At 60.3% G+C, this 18,911-nt stretch carries 16 protein-coding genes; 9 read left to right on the top strand and 7 right to left on the bottom strand.

The genetic code is table 11. From position 1 onward, the window contains the following. Positions 1 to 126 precede the first annotated feature (126 nt). The 4 genes from xdhC to MRBLRC7O_RS09770 form a co-directional block, all read right to left on the bottom strand. Positions 127 to 981, bottom strand: a complete 855-nt coding sequence (xdhC, locus tag MRBLRC7O_RS09785) for a xanthine dehydrogenase accessory protein XdhC (RefSeq protein WP_162690744.1) — start codon at positions 979 to 981, stop codon at positions 127 to 129. Between the two features lie 14 nt (positions 982 to 995). After that, positions 996 to 3,335 carry a xanthine dehydrogenase molybdopterin binding subunit gene (gene xdhB / locus MRBLRC7O_RS09780; RefSeq protein WP_162690745.1) on the bottom strand — a complete coding sequence of 780 codons (2,340 nt, stop codon included), beginning with the start codon at positions 3,333 to 3,335 and terminating at the stop codon, positions 996 to 998. A gap of 3 nt (positions 3,336 to 3,338) precedes the next feature. Beyond that, a complete protein-coding gene (gene xdhA, locus MRBLRC7O_RS09775) occupies positions 3,339 to 4,808 on the bottom strand; it encodes a xanthine dehydrogenase small subunit (protein ID WP_080866355.1) in 1,470 nt (489 codons plus the stop codon). A 137-nt stretch (positions 4,809 to 4,945) separates the two neighbouring features. Beyond that, complete coding sequence (locus MRBLRC7O_RS09770; protein WP_003510356.1) at positions 4,946 to 5,722, bottom strand: 3-hydroxybutyrate dehydrogenase; 777 nt, start codon at positions 5,720 to 5,722, stop codon at positions 4,946 to 4,948. 220 nt (positions 5,723 to 5,942) lie between these two features. Between MRBLRC7O_RS09770 and MRBLRC7O_RS09765 the strand changes: the two genes are divergently transcribed. The 4 genes from MRBLRC7O_RS09765 to sbmA all read left to right on the top strand — a co-directional run bounded on the left by MRBLRC7O_RS09765 (position 5,943) and on the right by sbmA (position 10,712). After that, on the top strand, positions 5,943 to 7,004 hold the full coding sequence (locus tag MRBLRC7O_RS09765) for an LLM class flavin-dependent oxidoreductase (RefSeq protein ID WP_003510358.1): 1,062 nt from the start codon (positions 5,943 to 5,945) through the stop codon (positions 7,002 to 7,004). A 53-nt stretch (positions 7,005 to 7,057) separates the two neighbouring features. Next, a complete protein-coding gene (gene map, locus MRBLRC7O_RS09760) occupies positions 7,058 to 7,810 on the top strand; it encodes a type I methionyl aminopeptidase (protein WP_003510360.1) in 753 nt (250 codons plus the stop codon). A gap of 259 nt (positions 7,811 to 8,069) precedes the next feature. After that, a complete protein-coding gene (locus tag MRBLRC7O_RS09755; protein ID WP_080866353.1) occupies positions 8,070 to 9,260 on the top strand; it encodes an MFS transporter in 1,191 nt (396 codons plus the stop codon). A 183-nt stretch (positions 9,261 to 9,443) separates the two neighbouring features. Next, complete coding sequence (gene sbmA / locus MRBLRC7O_RS09750; RefSeq protein ID WP_060727457.1) at positions 9,444 to 10,712, top strand: peptide antibiotic transporter SbmA; 1,269 nt, start codon at positions 9,444 to 9,446, stop codon at positions 10,710 to 10,712. A gap of 84 nt (positions 10,713 to 10,796) precedes the next feature. On the opposite strand, the gene MRBLRC7O_RS09745 is transcribed toward sbmA, so the two are convergent. Further along, a complete protein-coding gene (locus tag MRBLRC7O_RS09745) occupies positions 10,797 to 11,780 on the bottom strand; it encodes a polysaccharide deacetylase family protein (protein ID WP_080866352.1) in 984 nt (327 codons plus the stop codon). Positions 11,781 to 11,929: 149 nt separating this feature from the next. On the opposite strand from MRBLRC7O_RS09745, the gene MRBLRC7O_RS09740 reads away from it, so the two are divergent. From MRBLRC7O_RS09740 to MRBLRC7O_RS09720, 5 genes are all read left to right on the top strand, one after another. After that, the gene (locus tag MRBLRC7O_RS09740) at positions 11,930 to 12,514 is read left to right on the top strand and encodes an NnrU family protein (RefSeq protein ID WP_112540343.1); all 585 of its coding nucleotides are present in this window, start codon (positions 11,930 to 11,932) and stop codon (positions 12,512 to 12,514) included. 155 nt (positions 12,515 to 12,669) lie between these two features. Further along, positions 12,670 to 13,341 carry a tetratricopeptide repeat protein gene (locus tag MRBLRC7O_RS09735; protein ID WP_003510369.1) on the top strand — a complete coding sequence of 224 codons (672 nt, stop codon included), beginning with the start codon at positions 12,670 to 12,672 and terminating at the stop codon, positions 13,339 to 13,341. Positions 13,342 to 13,474: 133 nt separating this feature from the next. Next, positions 13,475 to 14,905, top strand: coding sequence for a ribosome biogenesis GTPase Der (der, locus tag MRBLRC7O_RS09730; RefSeq protein WP_080866351.1), 1,431 nt, complete (start codon positions 13,475 to 13,477; stop codon positions 14,903 to 14,905). Positions 14,906 to 15,106: 201 nt separating this feature from the next. Beyond that, on the top strand, positions 15,107 to 15,715 hold the full coding sequence (locus MRBLRC7O_RS09725; RefSeq protein WP_004430073.1) for a DUF2026 family protein: 609 nt from the start codon (positions 15,107 to 15,109) through the stop codon (positions 15,713 to 15,715). A 120-nt stretch (positions 15,716 to 15,835) separates the two neighbouring features. Further along, entirely contained in the window at positions 15,836 to 16,447 is a 612-nt protein-coding gene (locus tag MRBLRC7O_RS09720; protein ID WP_162686909.1) for a hypothetical protein, read from the top strand. A 190-nt stretch (positions 16,448 to 16,637) separates the two neighbouring features. Here MRBLRC7O_RS09720 and MRBLRC7O_RS09715 read toward each other — a convergent pair whose 3' ends face one another. Further along, a complete protein-coding gene (locus tag MRBLRC7O_RS09715) occupies positions 16,638 to 17,687 on the bottom strand; it encodes a bifunctional monoglucosyl/glucuronosyl diacylglycerol synthase (protein WP_004430079.1) in 1,050 nt (349 codons plus the stop codon). Between the two features lie 197 nt (positions 17,688 to 17,884). Continuing rightward, a complete protein-coding gene (locus MRBLRC7O_RS09710; protein WP_162686910.1) occupies positions 17,885 to 18,805 on the bottom strand; it encodes a sugar kinase in 921 nt (306 codons plus the stop codon). Between the last annotated feature and the right edge of the window lie 106 nt (positions 18,806 to 18,911).

Here is an 18,911-nt window from a genome sequence, read left to right as displayed (position 1 = left end):
CGAACATGCGCACAGCACTTTTGCGCGCGTGGTCCCGCCTGCGTGCGGGTCTGCGGACAGCGGAACGGTTTACCCTTGAAAGCCTTGCACCGGACAATCTGGCGGATGAAAGCCTGCCCGACGGGCTCAAGCGTGATCTTGGTCTTGAGGATGGCCGCGTTGATTTTCGTTGCGACGGGTTTCGGCAGCGGAAAATGCTTGCAGCAACTCGGCTGCCACAAGGGCCGCTATGATTGCAGGCCGCTTGTCCCTGACGCTGTTACCGCCGATGGGCAGGATGAGTTTTGTAAGCCGGGACAGCGGCTCTCCCTCCCGCCCCAGCCAATGGGCGAAGGTGGCGCGTTTGGTCTTCGAGCCGATCATGCCGACATAGGCGAGGTCGTCGCGGACAAGCGCCTCCTTCGCGATGAGGAAATCGAGTGCGTGATCGTGGGTGACGATGATGGCCGCCCCGTTTGCCGGGATTTTCGCGACGAGCGCCTCCGGCATGGGGGTCAACACGGATGCGACGTTCACTGGAAGATCGTGCAGCTCGTTTTCACGGGTTTCCACGATTGTCAGGGTCAAGGGCAGGAGCGACAGAGCCTGCGCCAGTGCCTTGCCAACATGGCCCGCCCCGAAAATGAAGATGGCGGGCTGTTGCTCGGCCTCGCCCTTCAGCCTTGCCTCGAGCGCTGCCGCGAGTTCCACTGTTACGCGCCGGAACCGGAGCAGGGTGCGCCCGCCGCAGCATTGGCCGATTTCCGGGCCGAGCGGAATATCCATGCGGTCTTCGGCGGCACCGCTCCTCAACATCGCGCGGGCGTGGTCTATCGCCATATATTCAAACTGCCCGCCGCCAATGGTTTCCCACATGCCGTCTTGCGAGACCAGCATGAAGGTGCCAGCCTCACGCGGCGATGAGCCTTTCACAGCCTCGATTTCCACGAGGATTGCGGGGACAAGGCGGGCGAGGAACGCGGACAGGGGGATATCAGGCATTGGCGCTGGCCCCCTCACACCTTCTTCAGCCGTTCCACCGCCATCAGCACCCGTTCGGGCGTTGCCGGCGCGTCAAGCCGCGGGCAGACCTTGTAATCGGCGACGGAGGCGACGGCCATGGAGAGCGCTTCGAGAACCGAGATCGCCAGCATAAAGGGCGGTTCGCCCACGGCCTTGGAGCGGCCGATGGTGGGTTCGGCATTTTCCGACCATTCCGCCAGCTTGACGTTAAAGCTCTTCGGCCGGTCGGAGGCGAGCGGGATCTTGTAGGTCGAGGGAGCGTGGGTGCGCAGCCGCCCCTTGCCGTCCCACCATAATTCCTCGGTCGTCAGCCAGCCCATGCCCTGCACGAAGGCGCCTTCTATCTGGCCGATATCAATGGCCGGGTTCAGCGACTTGCCGACATCGTGGAGAATATCGGTGCGTTCCATCATATATTCGCCGGTCAGCGTATCGATCGACACTTCCGAGCATGCCGCGCCATAGGCGAAATAATAAAACGGCGTACCGCGACCGGCGGCGCGATCCCAGTGGATTTTCGGGGTCTTGTAAAAACCGGCGGCGGAAAGCTGCACGCGGGCGAAGTAGGCCTTTTTGATGAAGTCGTTGAAGGCGATTTCCTCAAGCCCGATCCGCACCCGGTTCGGCAGGAAGACGACTTCTTCTTCCGGCACGTTCCAGTTCTCGGCGGCGAATTTGACGAGCCGCTCGCGGATCTGGCGGGCGGCGTCATAGGCCGCCATGCCGTTGAGATCGGAGCCGGAGGAGGCGGCGGTGGCCGAGGTATTCGGCACCTTGCCCGTGGTCGTGGCCGTTATCTTCACTCGGCCGATATCCACCTGGAAGGCATCGGCCACCACCTGCGCCACCTTGGTATAAAGGCCCTGGCCCATTTCCGTGCCGCCATGGTTCAGGTGGATCGAACCGTCATTGTAGATATGCACCAAGGCACCCGCCTGATTGAAGGCGGTCATGGTGAAGGAGATGCCGAATTTGACAGGGGTGAGCGCGATGCCCTTGCGGATGATCGGGCTCGTCCTGTTGAACTCGACGATTGCCTGCCGGCGCGCACGGTATTCGCTGGAAGCTTCCAGTTCCTCGACGATGCGGGCGATGATGTTGTCTTCGACCTCCTGATGATAGGGCGTCGTGGTGCGCTCGGAGCCGGTCTCTCCGTAGAAATTCAGCTTGCGGATATCGAGCGGGTCCTTGCCGACGGCATAGGCGATTTCCTCGATGAAACGTTCCGCCCCGAGCATGCCCTGCGGACCGCCGAAACCGCGAAAGGCGGTGTTGGAAACCGTATGGGTTTTCAGCGGCCGGGACGTCAGATGCACATGCGGATAGAAATAGCTGGAATCGGCGTGAAACAGCGCGCGGTCGGTTACCGGGCCTGACAGATCGGAGGAAAAACCGCAGCGTGCGGCATAGGTGGCGTCGACGGCGTGGATGCGGCCTTCCTCATCGAAGCCCAGTTCGTAATCGACGCGGAAATCATGGCGCTTGCCGGTCGCCGTCATGTCCTCGTCGCGATCGGGGCGAATTTTAACGGCTCGGTTCAGCCTCTTGGCGGCAATGGCGCAGAGGGCGGCAAACTGGTTGCCCTGCGTTTCCTTGCCGCCGAAGCCGCCGCCCATGCGGCGCACCTGCACCGTGACGGCGTTGGACGGCACCTGAAGGATGTGGCTGACGATGTGCTGGATTTCGCTGGGATGCTGGGTGGAGCTCCACAGCGTTACCTCGTCATCCTCACCGGGCACGGCCATGGCAATGTGGCTTTCGAGATAAAAATGCTCCTGCCCGCCGATCCGCATCGTGCCGGTGAGGCGGCGGGGCGCCACATCCATTTCCAGCTTGGCATCGCCGCGCGTCAGCGTCATCGGATCGATGACGAGCGCGCCGCCATTTTCAATCGCCGTGTCGATATCGGTGAAATGCGGCAGGTCCTTATAGGTGATCTTCGCCTTGCGGGCGGCCTTTCTGGCGATATCGCGGGTCTCGGCGAAGACTGCGAAAATCGGCTGGCCGTGGAACTCCACCTTTGTTTCGGCCAGCAGCGGTTCGTCGTGACGGCCGCCGGAAGATATATCGTTTTCGCCGGGCACATCCTTGCCAACCATCACCCAGAGCACACCCGGTGTGGCTTCTACCTCTGACAGGTCCATGGAGACGATTTCAGCATGCGCGCGGTCGGAAAGGCCGAGCGCGCCGTGAACGAGGCCGGCGGGTTCGGGAATATCATCGATATATTCGGCGCTGCCGGTCACATGCTTATGCGCGGAATCGTGCCGGAGCGAGGCATGCATCGGGCCGTCGATTTCGGTCTTCGTCTTGTCGAAGCTTGTGGTGTCCATGGTTCAAGCCTCCTCCAAAGTGAAGCGTGTTAGTTCCTGCTTCTCCCCTGAAGTCTCAAGGAAAAACCGCGTCAGCAGGTTCTTGGCCGTCAGTTGCCGGTATTCGGCCGTGGCGCGCCAGTCCGTCAGTGGCGTGAAATCCTCATCCAGCGCATCGCGCGCCGCATCGATCGTTTCCTGCGACCACTCTTTGCCGAGAAGCGCTGCCTCCAGATGTGCGGCCCGTTTCGGCGTGCCGGCCATGCCGCCGAAGGCGATGCGGATGTCTTTAACCGTGCCGTCGGTATCGAGCGTCAGGTTGAAGGCGGCGCACAGCGCGGAAATATCCTCGTCGCGCCGCTTGGAAATCTTGTAGACGGCGTAACGGCTTTCCGGCTTCCGGAACGGAATGAAGAGTTTTTCGACGAACTCGCCGCTCAGCCGGTCCTGTTTGCCGTAGTCGATGAAATAGCTTTCCAGCGGCAGGCTGCGGTTGCCGGAAGACGAGCGCAGGGTGAGCGTCGTGCCGAGTGCGATCAAGGCGGGGGGCGTGTCGCCAATGGGCGAACCGTTGGCGATATTGCCGCCGATGGTGCCCATATTGCGCACCTGCTCGCCGCCGAGCCGGTCAAACAGCCGGGCAAGCGGCGGAAAATGTTCTGCAATGGTCTTGAAGGCCTGGCTGTAGGTGACACCGGCACCGAGCGTGATACCGTTCTCATCCACAGCGATGGTCTGCAGATCCCCGAGATTGTTGATGAAGATGACAGGGTTCAGCGCCCGCATCTGCTTCGTCACCCATAGGCCGACATCGGTGCAGCCGGCAACGATGGTCGCCTTCGGCTCGGCAGCGTAAATCTCGGTCAGATCGGAAAGCGTTGCCGGAATGATGGTGCGATCCTCGCCTCTGACGACGGTGATCGTCTCGTTTTCGCGGATCGCCCAGAGCCTTGCCATGATGTCGGTGCGGTCGCGCTGCAGCGGGTCGAACAGCGCGCTTGGGCGCGCAGTGGCGATCTTTTCAGCGGCCTTCACGATCGGCTCATAGCCCGTGCATCGACAGAGATTGCCTTGCAGCGCCTTTTCGATATCGGCGCGGCCGGGGTTTTCGCTGGTAAGCCACAGGCCATAAAGCGACATGATGAAACCCGGCGTGCAGAAACCGCATTGCGAACCATGAAAATCCACCATGGCCTGCTGCACGGGGTGCAGCGTGCCGTCGCGGGCGGCCAGATGCTCAACGGTCACGATATGGGTGCCGTGCAGGGAGCCCAGAAAGCGGATGCAGGCGTTGACGCTCTCATAACGCAGAGAACCATCGAGCAGCCGCCCGACCAGCACCGTGCAGGCGCCGCAGTCGCCTTCCGCGCAGCCTTCCTTGGTCCCGGTCAACCGCTTGCTGAGGCGGAGGTAATCGAGAAGCGTGTCCGTCGGTCCGAAATCCTTCAACGAAACCGTTTCGTTGTTGAGGATGAAGCTGATCGCGTCCTTCATGCAATGCCCTGCTGTTTTGACCGGCTGCCGAGCCGGTTTCTTGTGATTATCTTGACGTATCTATGCACGCTCTTGCGCGTATATCGATTTCCGTTTTGGCAATTCATTGTTTCCATAACGGAAAGAAAATCTGGCAATTATTGCGCCGTCCAGCCGCCATCCACGGAAATATGGGTGCCGGTGATGTTGCTTGCGGCGTCACTGGCCAGAAATATGGCGGCGGCCGCCACGTCATCGACGGTGACGAACTGCTTGGTCGCCTGCAGCTCCAGCATCACGTCGTTCTTCACCGCTTCTTCGCTGATGCCGCGCACCTTGGCCATCTCAGGTATCTGCTTTTCGACGAGCGGCGTGAGTACATAACCGGGACAGATGGCGTTGACGGTAACCCCGGTCTGGGCAAGCTCAAGCGCTGCCGTCTTCGTCAGGCCCATGATACCGTGTTTGGCCGCCACATAGGCCGATTTGAACGGTGAGGCGACGAGACCGTGGGCCGAGGAAATGTTGATGATGCGGCCCTTGCCGGCCTTCTTCATCAGCGGTATCGCGGCGCGCATGGTATGGAAGGAACTGGTCAGATTGATGGCGATGATCCAGTCCCATTTTTCCGTCGGAAACTCCTCGATGGGCGCGATATGCTGGATGCCGGCATTGTTGACGAGCACATCCACCGAGCCGAGTTTTTCGTGCGAGGACTGGATGAGGTCGGCGATCTCGTCCGGTTTCGTCATATCCGCGGGGTGGTAAAGCACACGCCCGCCGCTTTCGGCTTCCAGCAACAGCCGCAGTTTTTCGATCTCGTCTTCGTCGCCGAAGCCGTTCAGTACGATATTGGCGCCCTCCCGCGCAAATCTCTGCGCGATGGCAAGACCGATACCGCTTGTAGAGCCTGTCACGATAACTGTCCGATGCATGCTTTCCCCTTTTTGCATTACTTCGCACATGTTTAAGCAGCGTATGCCCAAAGGGGGCGGGCTGGCAATCGCGATTTCGGGTGAGGGTGACAGAGGGGTGAATCCGGCCACGCCCATCCATTTTTTCGAAGCTAAGCATCCAGATTTTGCGCCAGATTTTGCATTTGCCTGCGGGGGCGTCGGCCCCTATCTCTGAGGCAAGCAAACAGAGGTATCGTTTATGGAACTCGGTCTTTACACATTCGCGGATGTCAATCCCAACCCCGCCGATGGTCGCGGGCCGGAAGGCGCGCGCCGTCTCAAACATCTGCTGGAGGAAATCGAGCTTGCCGATCAGGTAGGGCTCGATGTTTTTGGCCTCGGGGAACATCACCGTCCGGATTATGTCGTGTCCTCGCCCTCAACTGTGCTGGCGGCAGCCGCCGTGAAGACGAAGAACATTCGCCTGACGAGCGCCGTTTCGGTGCTGAGTTCGGATGATCCGGTGCGGGTGTTCCAACAATTCTCGACCGTCGATCTCCTGTCGAACGGCCGCGCCGAGATCATGGCCGGGCGTGGTTCCTTCATCGAATCCTATCCGCTGTTCGGTTACGATCTCGAAGATTACGACGTGCTCTTTGCCGAAAAACTCGATCTGCTTTTGGCGCTGCGCGAACAGGAAATCATCACCTGGTCCGGCACCAAGCACCCCGCCATCAATGGGCGTGGGGTTTATCCGCGTCCGTTGCAGGAGCGTCTGCCGGTGTGGATCGCCGTCGGCGGCACGCCGCAATCGGTGGCGCGGGCTGGCGCGATGGGCCTGCCGGTGGCGCTTGCCATCATCGGCGGTGAATATCGTCGCTTTGCGCCGCTGTTCGATCTTTACCATGAGGCTGCGCGCAGGGCGGGTCAGGAAAAGACCAAGCTGCGCACCAGCATCAACGTGCATGGTTTCATTGCCGACACCACCGACAAGGCGGCCGACCAGTTTTACGGCCCGCAGGCGGAGGTGATGAACCGCATCGGTCGCGAACGCGGCTGGGGGCCGACGAACCGTGCCCATTTCGATGCGGCGCGCGGACCGGAGGGCAATCTCTTCCTCGGCGAACCGGAGCTGGTGGCGGAAAAGATCATCAAGGCGCATGGCGTGTTCAGGAATGATCGCTTCCTGCTGCAGATGGCCATCGGCCTGATGCCGCACGACCAGATCATGCGCGGCATCGAGCTTTATGGTACGAAAGTCGCCCCGATCGTCAGAAAAGAATTGACGGGGAGCGCCGATCCGGTGAAAGCCACGGCCTGATTATTACAAGGCGGGCGCTTTCAGACCCGCCAGACAGAACGACGGACAGAGACATGGTCATTTCCACCGAAGAAGAACTGGTTCTGCTCAAGGATATCGGTCGCCTTTGCGCCGTTGCCATGCAGACCATGGCGGACGCGCTGGAACCCGGCATCACCACGGCCGAGCTGGATGCTATCGGCCGCAAGGTGCTGGAGGATAATGGCGCGCAATCGGCGCCGGAGTTCTGCTACAAGTTCCCCGGGGCAACCTGCATCAGCGTCAACGAGGAAGTGGCCCACGGCATTCCGGGACCGCGTATCATCAAGGCGGGTGACCTCGTCAATATCGATGTCTCGGCCGTGAAGAACGGTTTCTTCGGCGATACCGGTTCGTCTTTTGCCGTGCCGCCGGTGAAGAAGGAAATCGAGCGCCTCTGCCGCGATGGCAAACGCGCCATGTGGACGGGTCTTCAGCAGGTGAAGACCGGCAGGCCGTTTGCCGATATCGGCAATGCCATCGGCGCTTTCGCGAAAAAGAACCGCTATACGCTGATCACCAATCTGGCGAGCCACGGCATCGGCCGCTCGCTGCATGAGGAGCCGAAGGAACTGGCGACCTGGCCGGACAAGGACGAGCGCCGTATCATGCAGGAAGGCATGGTGTTTACCGTCGAGCCCTTCCTGTCGACGGGGGCCTATTGGGCCGAGGATGGCGATGACGATCCATGGACGCTCTATAGCGATCCGAGCGCGCCGACGGTGCAGTATGAACATACGGTCGTGGCGACGAAGAACGGGCCGCTGGTGCTGACGCTGGCCGAGTGAGGTGTGGGCTGTCGGGTTTCCATCTCCTCATCCCTGTGCTTGTCACAGGGATCCAGCCAGCCCAAGTCCTTGGGCTGAAAAGAGCCCTCTCGTCGCGCCGACGCGCGTCGGCTGGATTCCTGTGACAAGCACGGGAATGAGGGTTGGAGGGCGCGGCGCCGTATCCTTCACCTGAGGTCTCGCACCGATAACGACCGCTTATGACGCCGATCAAAATAACTCGCTTGTCCCTTATCTGCCCCGTTGCGATAAGCCATGCATGACCATCGACAAGCCACTTTCCGCCAAACATCTGACCGCACTTGGATTTTCCGGGGCGCTGATGATGGCCTCCGCCATGGGTTTCGGCCGTTTTTCCTTCACGCCCATCCTGCCCGGCATGATGGCGGATGTTCCGCTTTCGGCGGGCGATGCGGGGATCGTGGCTGCTGGCAACTTCGCCGGTTATCTGGCGGGTGCGGTTCTGGCCGCCTATTCATGGGGGTCGGGGCGGGAGCGGCTGGTGGCCCTTTGCGGCCTGTTTTCCACCGCTGCGTTGCTGCTTGCCATGGCCGCTTTCAGTTCCGTCGCGGCTTTCACCGTCATCCGGTTTCTTGCCGGTGTCGCCAGTGCAATGACCATGATCTTCACCTCGCAGATCGTCATCGGCCACGCCATGAAGGCCGGCAGGGACACTATCCAGGCGCTGCATTATGGCGGCGTCGGCGCGGGTATCGCGATTTCTTCGCTTGCGGTCTATCTGATCGGCGTTGTTTTTGACGGCGGCGGCGCCTCGTGGAGAGAGGAATGGATCGCCGGCGCGGTCTTTTCCTTCGTCACATTTCTTCTCGTCTTTCGCGTGCTTCCCGCTGGCCCGCCGCGGCATGCATCCGCGGTGGCGGAGCCGCCGCTTCGCTGGACACGGCCGCTGGTTCTGACGACGCTCGCCTACGGGCTTTTCGGCTTCGGTTATGTCATCACCGCCACCTTCATCGTGGCGATAGCGCGCATGGCCGCCGCCGGTGCTTTCGTTGAGTTTCTCGCCTGGTTCATCACCGGCTGCGCCGCCGCGATTTCTCTTTTCCTCTGGAAACCGGTGCTGAAATCGCAGGGGTTGAAACGGGCTTTCGTGATCGTGCTGGCGCTGGAAGCCATCGGTGTCTTCGCTTCCGTGATGCTGCCGCCCGTGCCGGGTGTTCTCGCCGGCGGCCTGCTTCTCGGACTGACCTTCATGGTCATCACCGCCTATGGCCTGCAGCTCGGCCGGGAATTTGCCGGGCCGAGCCCGCGCCGCGCCTTTGCGCTGATGACGGCCGCTTTCGGCACGGGCCAGATTGTCGGGCCGCTTGCCGCCGGCTGGATTGCTGAGGTGACGGGAAGTTTTACCGCGCCCAGCATTCTCGCTTCGGCCGTGCTCGTCGTCAGCATTCTCCTGATGCTGCCGGTGCTCGCCACGGAGCGGCGGAGCTAGGCCGCGGGCCGTCTTTTCCTGCCTTTAATCTGGTGTTTCCCTTGGGGATTGTCCGCCGCGCACGCCTTACATCTTGTTAAGGTCAGCGCTTCTTCATTGCTGTGCACAAATTTCTGCCCTAGGTTCGGGCCATCTAGTGCTTCGCCAATAATGGCTGATTTCAAACGCGCGTGAGTTCGAAACGTGTTTCATTCTTTCTTTCCCAAACCGAAAATCTTCTTCACGTCGGCCATTATCTGGGCTTTTTTCGCCATTCTTGGATGGTACTTCATCGTTGAAGGGTTAGGTCGGTCTTGGGGCTATGTAATGCCTGAACAGGAACCCTACGATCTCAGCTACTTCCTGGTCCCGGCTAACCTGTTCTTTTACGGCTATCTCGCATTGTGCCTGGCGGCGTTCGGCGGCGTGTGGACCGTTATCGCCAAGGATCATCCCTGGAAATACTGGTCCATCTGGGGATCGTTGCTGATTATCGCGGTGACCTATTTCGGCGTTCAGATTTCCGTCGTGATCAACAATTTCCGGCGGCCTTTCGGCGATCTTCTGCAAAATGCCCTTTCGAAACAGCCGGGTATCGAGGTCTGGGATTTCTACAGTCTTCAAATCGTCTTCGCCAAGATCGCTTTTCTCAGCATGGCCGTTTCGATCCTGACGGATTTCTTCACCAGCCATTATATCTTCCGCTGGCGAACCGCGATGAACGACTTCTACATGTCGAAATGGGAAAAGCTGCGTCACATCGAAGGTGCGTCCCAGCGCGTTCAGGAAGATACGATGCGGTTCTCCTCGACGCTCGAAGGGTTGGGCATCACGCTCATCAACTCGGTGATGACGCTCGTCGTCTTCTTGCCGATCCTGTTTGCGCTGTCGTCCTATGTCTCGGAACTGCCGATCCTCGGTGAAGTGCCGCATGCGCTGTTCTGGCTGGCGATTGTCTGGTCGGTATTTGGTACGGTGCTTCTGGCGACAGTCGGCATCAAGCTGCCCGGCCTGAACTTCCGCAATCAGCGTGTGGAAGCCGCCTATCGCAAGGAACTCGTCTATGGCGAGGACCACGCCGACCGCGCCCAGCCGCCGACAGTCAAGGAACTCTACTCCAATGTGCGGAAAAACTATTTCCGCATGTACTGGCACTATCTCTATTTCAACGTCGCACGATATTTCTACATTCAGGCCGATGCGGTGTTCCTGCTTCTGATGCTCGTTCCGACCATCGTGGCGGGCAAGATCACCTATGGTATCTACCAGCAGATCGCCACGGCCTTCGGTCAGGTCAGCAATTCGTTCCAGTATCTCGTCAATTCCTGGACGACGATCATCGAGCTGCTTTCAATCCACAAGCGTCTTGTGGCCTTTGAGGCTGCGATTGACGACAAGCCCCTGCCGGATATCGATGAGCGTTATCTGAAGCGGGAAGCGGAAGCCGGTGAACTGGCGGCCAACAAGCCCTGAGTAAGAAAAGGCGGCCCCTCGGCCGCCTTTTGCACCTGTTGCTTCGGTCCAAGGAAGAAGCCCGAGGATGATCCGCGGTCGGGTTTAACCTTCGGTCTTCTGCTTCTTGCGCGCCTCGATCATCGGCATGGCTTCGGCATAGCTCACACAGGCGACATCGGTCTTGTGGCAGACCTCGCGCAGCAGCCGCTCATAGGCATTCCAATAGGCGCCGCCATTCATCTTCACGAAGTGAAAGCCCATCTGCAGGGGAATGCGCTCGCCATTATACTGCCTGTCAAAAGCGGTGCGGAAGGCGGCATAGGCGCGTTCCTCGAATTCTTTCGAACGATCCGGCGTCTCGATGCCGATGGAGTGGCGGATGAAGAGATTGTAGTCCATGGCGATGATCGGGCGGTTGCCCGGTCCTTCGGGAACGAGGGGCAGGCCGAAATGTTCGATGCCTTCGCGCTCCACCGGCCATTCCGGTCCCTTGGTGATGCTGGTGGCGTCATAAACGAAGCCGTGTTTTTTCTGCGCGGCGGTCAGCGCCGGGCCCTGTGAGAGATAGGGCGCACGGAAACCTTTGATGTTCTTCACCATCTCGCGCCAGCCTTCGGGCTCCTCCCCCTTCTTGCCGATCATCTGCCAGGCGTTTTCCAGCGTGCTGGTGAAGGTGGTGAATTCGCCGTCCCATTGTTCCGCGGTCCACTGGCCGCCATCAAAATGGCCGCAGGTGTGGTTGCCGATCTCGTGACCTTCGCGATAGGCGGCCCAGATGTTTCTAAGCCTTGTCTCCACCTCTTCCGGCGACTGGCCGAAACCGACATTGGAACGGCCGGCCTTCTGGCCGGGTCCCTGATAGGTCTTGGCGCTGGTCTTCCTGTCCATCACCAGCGTGCAGGCGAGGAAATAGGTGAAATGCGCGCCGACCTCCTTCGCCGTCGCCCGGCTTCTTTCCCACAGCGTATTGTCGCCCGCACCGTCGAAGGACACGATGACGAGCTGCTTCGGCTTCTGCGCCTCTTCGGCAAAGGCGGGAAGGGCGGCGAGAAACGACAGGGAAAAAGCGGTAAATGGGCGAAACATCAGTTATCCGTCATATGAAACACCGTGGCCTTTTGCGGGTGGAATAAGGCGAAGCTTTGAATAGTCTGGCGTTTTCATGACTTTCGGCCTAATTCCTGTTCTCACTTGCGGTGATAGGGCCGCTTCGTTCCACCGGGGGACCGTGTTCCATGCTTATTCTCGCACTCTGTCTTGCCTTGTTCCTGCTGACGCATCTTTTGAAGGTGGTCGCACCGCAATTTCGCGCCCGCATGATCGCGACGATGGGCGAAGGCCCTTTCAAGGGCGTCTATTCCGTTGTCAGCCTCGTCACGCTCGGCCTTGTCATCTATGCCTTCGGCGAAGCAAGGCAGGAGACGGGCATGTTGTGGTATCCGCCGGTCTGGATGAGCCATATCGCCGTCACCCTGATGCTGCCCGCGATGATCTGTCTTATCGCCAGCCTCATACCGGCTGGCCACATCGCGACGAAGACCAAGCATCCGATGGTCCTTTCTGTCAAGATCTGGGCGCTCGCCCATCTTCTGGCCAATGGCGAGACGTCTTCGATCCTCCTCTTCGCATCGTTTCTCGCCTGGGGCGTGGTGATGCGGATTTCGCTGAAGCGCCGGGAACGCGCGGGTGAAAAAGTGGTCCGCGACTTCGTTTCAAGCCGCTATGATCTGGTGGCCGTTGTCGGCGGTATCGTTCTGTGGGGTGCTTTCATCCTGAAACTGCACGAATGGTTGATCGGCGTTCAGCCCATCGCCATGTAGGAAATCAACGTTTCCCCCTTACATATCAGGCAAAATAGGCTAGAAGGCCGACCATGACCCGGTTGGCCTGACTTTCGCTGACCCGGGTAAGCGGCTTGGTATGTCCGCGAACGGATGGATCGGCGACGATCTCCGCGCGGGTAACGGAGAATTTGATGGCAAACGAAAATGATACCTTTATCCGCGAAGTGAACGAGCAGATCCGTTCCGAGCAGCTGTCGCGCTTCTGGGGCCGTTACGGTATCGTGGTCGTCGGCGCCGCCATTCTCGTGGTTGTGGGCGCCGCCGGCGCCGGTATCTACGAATACTGGAACACCAGCCGCGCTTCCAACTCCGGCGACCAGTTCCTCGTGGCGCTGAAACTTGCCTCGGAAAACAAGACGGATGAGGCGCTGAAGGCCTTCGCCGATCTCGAAACCTCCGGTCACGGCAATTACCCTGTTCTGGCGAAGTTTCGCTCGGCCACGCTGCTTTCGCAGAAGGGCGATGCGGCCGGCGCAATCGCCGCCTTCACCGCCATCGGCAACGACACCTCCGCACCGCAGGTCTTCCGCGATACCGCCAAGGTGCGTGCGGCATGGCTGCTGGTGGATAACGGCACCTATGACCAGGTCGTCGCCCTTGCGGAGCCCTTGAGCACTGACGGTCAGACCATGCGGGCGTCTGCCCGTGAGGCTCTGGGTCTTGCCGCCTATAAGGCTGGCGATTTCGCCAAGGCCAAACAATGGTTCGAGCAGATCATCAGCGACACGCAGGCGCCGCGCAACGTGACGAACCGCGCGCAGATCATGCTCGACAACATCACCGCTTCGGGCAAGGCTGCTTAAAGCCGCTTTGCCACGTAAGATCGCTCCGGCATTTCTTCGCATTGCCAAAGCGATCCAACTCTTTATTTTACGCATGTCTTTTGCCCAAAACAGGTAACGTTTTGGGCAGACTTGCTCTAGGGAACCAAGATCAATGAGCTTCACCGTCGCCATAGTCGGGCGCCCCAATGTCGGCAAGTCCACACTTTTCAACCGTCTGGTCGGAAAGAAACTGGCGTTGGTGGACGACACGCCGGGTGTCACCCGTGACCGCCGCCCCGGCGAGGCGAAGCTGGTCGACCTGCGTTTCACCATCATCGATACCGCCGGTCTGGAGCAATCCGGGCCGGAAACGCTTCAGGGCCGCATGTGGGCGCAGACGGAAGCGGCGATTGACGAAGCCGATGTGACGCTGTTTGTCGTGGACGCCAAGGCGGGCCTGACGCCGGCCGACGAGACGCTGGCCGAAATTCTGCGCCGTCGCGGCAAGCCGGTGGTGCTGGTGGCCAACAAGTCTGAAGCGCGCGGTTCCGATGCCGGTTTCTACGACGCCTTTACCCTCGGCCTTGGTGACCCTTGCCCGATCTCCGCCGAACATGGCCAGGGCATGATCGACCTGCGTGACGCCATTGTCGAGGCAATCGGCGAAGACGCCGCTTTCCCGCCTGAGGTGGATGAGGCGGAGACGGATATCGTTCTGCCGCGCAGCGAGCCGGGCAGCGAAGACGAAGAAGACGAAGAGCCGGTTTATGACGAGACCAAGCCGCTGCGCGTCGCCATCATTGGCCGCCCGAATGCGGGCAAGTCGACGCTCATCAACCGCTTCCTCGGTGAAGACCGCCTGTTGACCGGTCCGGAAGCCGGCATCACCCGCGACAGCATCTCGGTCGAATGGGACTGGCGCGGCCGCACCATCAAGATGTTCGATACGGCCGGCATGCGCCGCAAGGCCAAGGTGACGGAGAAGCTGGAAAAGCTCTCGGTTGCGGATTCGCTGCGTTCCATCCGCTTTGCGGAAACCGTCGTCATCGTGTTCGACAGCACCATCCCGTTCGAAAAGCAGGATCTGCAGCTGGTTGACCTCGTCATCCGCGAAGGCCGCGCCGCTGTGCTTGCCTTCAACAAGTGGGATCTGGTCGAAGACCCGCAGGCCTATCTGGCCGATCTGCGCGAAAAGACCGAGCGGCTTCTGCCGCAGGCGCGCGGCATCCGCGCCGTGCCGATTTCCGGCCAGACGGGCTATGGCCTCGACCGGCTGATGCAGAATATCATCGATACCGACAAGATCTGGAACCGCCGCATCTCGACCGCCAAGCTCAACCGCTGGCTGGATTCGCAGACGACGCAGCATCCGCCGCCGGCCGTTTCCGGCCGTCGCCTGAAGCTGAAATATATGACGCAGGTAAAGGCCCGCCCGCCGGCCTTCATGATTTCCTGCACGAGGCCGGAAGCCATTCCCGAGAGCTATACGCGTTACCTCGTCAACGGTCTGCGCAAGGATTTCGACATGCCGGGCGTGCCGATCCGGGTGCATTATCGTGGGTCGGACAATCCGTTTGAGAGCAAGGCGAAGAAGAGGCGGTAATCTTCCGCGCGGCGTCGCGGCGCATTTCTTCTCCCCGTGGGGGAGAAGGTGGCCCGAAGGGTCGGATGAGGGGGCAAGCTCTCCGAATATTCCGACCGTCGCCCCTCATCCCGCTGCCGCGGACTTCTCCCCGACGGGGAGAAGAAACAAGCGGCATCCGTTCGTTCCAATTTCACTGTCCGGTTTTGAAGAGTAAAAACCATGCTGATCAAGCAGACCGACTATTTCAGGATTTACAGGGTCATCAACAGCCTGCTCCTCAGCCAGAATGCCGATCCCGCTTCGGCTTCCATGTATTTCAGCACCTTCGGCGCGTTCATTTTGCAGCAGCATTACAAGGTGAAGGCGGTGCCGAAAGGCGGGCTCGCGGCCTATAATCTCGGCGGAACGGTTTTGCTGTTCGCCGATCATCGCGAAGACGGTTATGTGACGGGCGCGGGCGAGAATTTCCACTGCTGGGTGGAGGCGGATGGATGGGCGATCGATTTCATGGCGCCCGCTTTTTCGCAAGGGGCCGATACGCTTGCGGTACCGGCAAAGATGTTCCAGCGGCCGCTCGCGGCCATGGCGGCCTCCATCAACGATCTCGGGCAATCCGGCGATTTCTTTTACCGCTCCGAGCCGGAAGCCACGGCCAAGCGCTTCGCCGACTGGCACAAACAGGCGATGATCGGCGATATGGCAAGCGTTGCCGCCAGCTGGTTTCGCAAATCGCCGAAACAGATGGCGGCGTCGCTTTCGGTAACCGATCGGGATGGCAAGGCGCGGACCGTGCCGCTGTCCGGCCAAATGCTTGCCGGAGCATGGTGAAGGCAGGTTACGCGGTACGGCGTCGATCCCGAAGGTTTGGTAGGGAAAGGCCTTTTGATTTATAAGGGTGCCGGTGCTACGCAGACTGAGCTGCAACAGGAACGGGATCGACGTGCTCCTATGGCCGATGACACCATTTCAATAAGCTTCACGCCCGACCCGAAACATGTCCCTTCTTATGTCTACGGCTATCAAAATCAGGCTTATGAAAATTACAGCATGATTTTCGACAAGTCCTGGGCTCGCCATTTTTCCTCAGCGCGAGTCAAGCTGTCGATATTTGCGGGGCTGGCTGCGGCTTTCATCTATTCCATAAGCCTGCCGTGGTTTCCGGGCGTCTGGCCGGTGGTCGGTTATTGGGTGTTCGCCCCCGCACCGATCGTGGCTCTCGCCATCTGGTTTATTATCTGGCAGGGCGCGAGACGGGAGGCGAAATCCTATTATGAGGTTCTCGCTCACTGGAATATCGCCCACGAGCGAATGTATTCGCCTCACACCCAAGTCGAGATCGGGCCTCAGGGCTACAAGCAGGTCACACGGCTGGACACCGTGCAGCTGAGCTGGGCGCGCTATCATCTCGCAATCACGCCACCGGATAGTCTGGTGCTGGTTTTCCATGGGACGGTGGTCGTGATACCCAGCAGTGCCTTGCCGATCGCGCCAAAGGATGTTGTCGAGAAGATCAATCACTGGTGCGCTGCCCAGCAAAAAGAGCTTCTGCCCTTATCCTGAAGCGGCATCTCGAGGATGTGGCGGGGGATCTCCGCAAAAAGGACGGCCAGCGTGTTCTCGCGGCAGCCGCCTGACGTCAATCAGCAGCCCGACCCCGTTCTAAAGATAACGGCAGTCGCGTCCTGATCGCCTTGTGACATTCCCGCTCGGTTTCGTCCACTGTTCCCAAAGAAAATCTCGGGGATTGCCTTCACGCCAGTTGGGAACGGGATAACAGCGGCAGCGATTTCCCGGCGGCGTGGATGACATTGTCGAGAAATTGCCTTGAAGCCTTTTCCCAGCTGTAGCTTTTGGAGAGCGCCAGCGCCGCCTGTGGCGAACAATGAAGCGCCGCCAGGCAGGCATCGCGAAGATTGTCGTCCAGCGCGCCGGCGGCGGGGTTGCCGCCAAGAATGTCGATCGGTCCGGTAACGGGGAAGGCGGCCACGGGCACGCCGCTTGCCAGCGCTTCCAGAATGGTGTTGCCGAATGTGTCGGTCTTCGAGGGGAAAACGAAGACATCGGCCTGCGCATAGGCGTCGGCTAGGTCCTCACCGGTCTTGACGCCGGTGAACAGCACATCAGGATATTTTTCCTGCAATTCATGGCGGGCCGGGCCGTCACCGATGACGATCTTCGAACCCGGCAGGTCGAGGTCGAGAAATTCCGGCAGGTTCTTCTCCACCGCCACACGTCCCACCGTCATGAAGATCGGCCTCGGCAGGTCGAAAGGCAGCTTTGCCTTCGGGCGGGGATGGAAAAGCTCGGCGTCGATACCGCGGCTCCAGCGCTTCAGGTTGCGCACGCCGCGCGCTTCCAGCTCGGTCTCAAGGCTCGGGGTGGCCACCATGCAGGTGTTGCCGCCATTGTGGAACCAGCGCACGAAGGCATAAAGCCAGCTTTCCGGGACGGGGAAACGCGCCGCCACATATTCGGGAAAGCGTGTGTGATAGCTGGTGGAAAAACGCATGCGGTTCTTCACGCACCAGCGCCGCGCCATGAAGCCCAGCGGCCCTTCCGTCGCGATATGTACGAAGGAGGGCTGGCTTTTTTCGATCTCCGCCGCCACACGGCGATAGCCGGCGACGGAGAGGCGAATTTCCGGATAGGTGGGGCAGGGGATGCTGTAAAAACTCTGCGGCGTGACCATGCGCACATCCACACCCAGCCGCGCCAGTTCGGTGTTGGTATTTTCTATCGAGCGAACCACGCCGTTGACCTGCGGGTGCCAGGCATCTGTGACAATCGTGATTCTCGTCATGAAACACTGATCCTGCTCATCTGCGCGCGGGCGAATCCCCATTGCCCGGCTTCTGTCCGTATATGCGGCGTGCGTGTTACAGGATCATGTCAGGGCTTTTGACGGCGGGGAAGCGGCTGAGAGGAGGCTCTCCGCCGCGTAGACGCACGTCGGCCGGTTTCCGGTGACAAACACAGGAATGAGGGGCAGAGAGGGGTCTATCCCACCAGCGGAAGCAGCTCGGGGCTGATCAGCGCGCCGTGGTGACCGATGACGGTTGCCGCCGCCCTTGCGGCGAAGGTGGCCGCTTCCTCCGGGGAACTGCCGGTCACATAACGGGCGAGAAAAGCGCCGTTGAAACTGTCGCCGGCGCTTGTCGTATCCACCACGTCCACGGCCTTTTCCGCCGGGGCGTGGCTGCGGCTGCCGTCGAAATCGAGCGTCGCACCCTTGGCGCCGTCCTTGACCACGATGTTTTCGACGCCGAGTGAACGATAGCGGTCGATGGTCGCTTCAACGGAAGCATCGCCGAAATGGCTCGCCTCGTCATCGAAGCTCGGCATGACAAGCGTGGCGGCGCGCGCACCGTTGGAAATGGTCTCGAGCATGTTGCCCTTGTCCGCCCACAGGCGCGGGCGGATATTGGGGTCGAACACCACCAGCTTGCCCGCCGCCTTGGCGCGGCGCAGTTCCGCCAGAAACGTATCGACATCATGCGCGGAGGCGAGAATGGCGAGCGTGATGCCGGAGAAATAGACAACATCGGCGCTTTCGACCGTTTTGCGCAGATGATCCGCGTCCGCGGCCAGCTGTCTTGCCGCGGCGGCGTTGCGCCAGTAGCTGAAGGTGCGCTCGCCATCCTTCAGGTTGATGAGGTAAAGGCCGGGTGTGCCGCCCTTGATACGGCGGATTTTTTCGGTGCCGATGCCGGCATCGGCAATGAAGGCCAGCATGTCTTCCGAAAGCGGATCGTCGCCGAGTGCGGTGAAATAATCGACCGACCAGTCTTCCGGCAGGCAGGCGCGGGCATACCAGGCGGTATTGAACGTATCGCCCGCAAAACCCTTGCGCAGCAGCCCGTCGCCGGCCTGCGACAGTTCCACCATGCATTCGCCAATCGACAGAAACCGTCCGCCCACGCTGTCATCCTCCCGTTTTTTCCAGCCATGCGGCTTACGACGAGTGCGCGCCGCTGACAAGGGCGGTTTTGGCCGTTTGTGCATGTGCGAAGTTCCGGTTTACGCG

Source organism: Agrobacterium radiobacter (genome assembly GCF_040801995.1).
Classification (GTDB): domain Bacteria; phylum Pseudomonadota; class Alphaproteobacteria; order Rhizobiales; family Rhizobiaceae; genus Agrobacterium; species Agrobacterium radiobacter.
The sequence above is the reverse complement of the archived record's forward strand: the minus strand, read 5'-3'. Positions and strand labels throughout refer to the sequence as shown.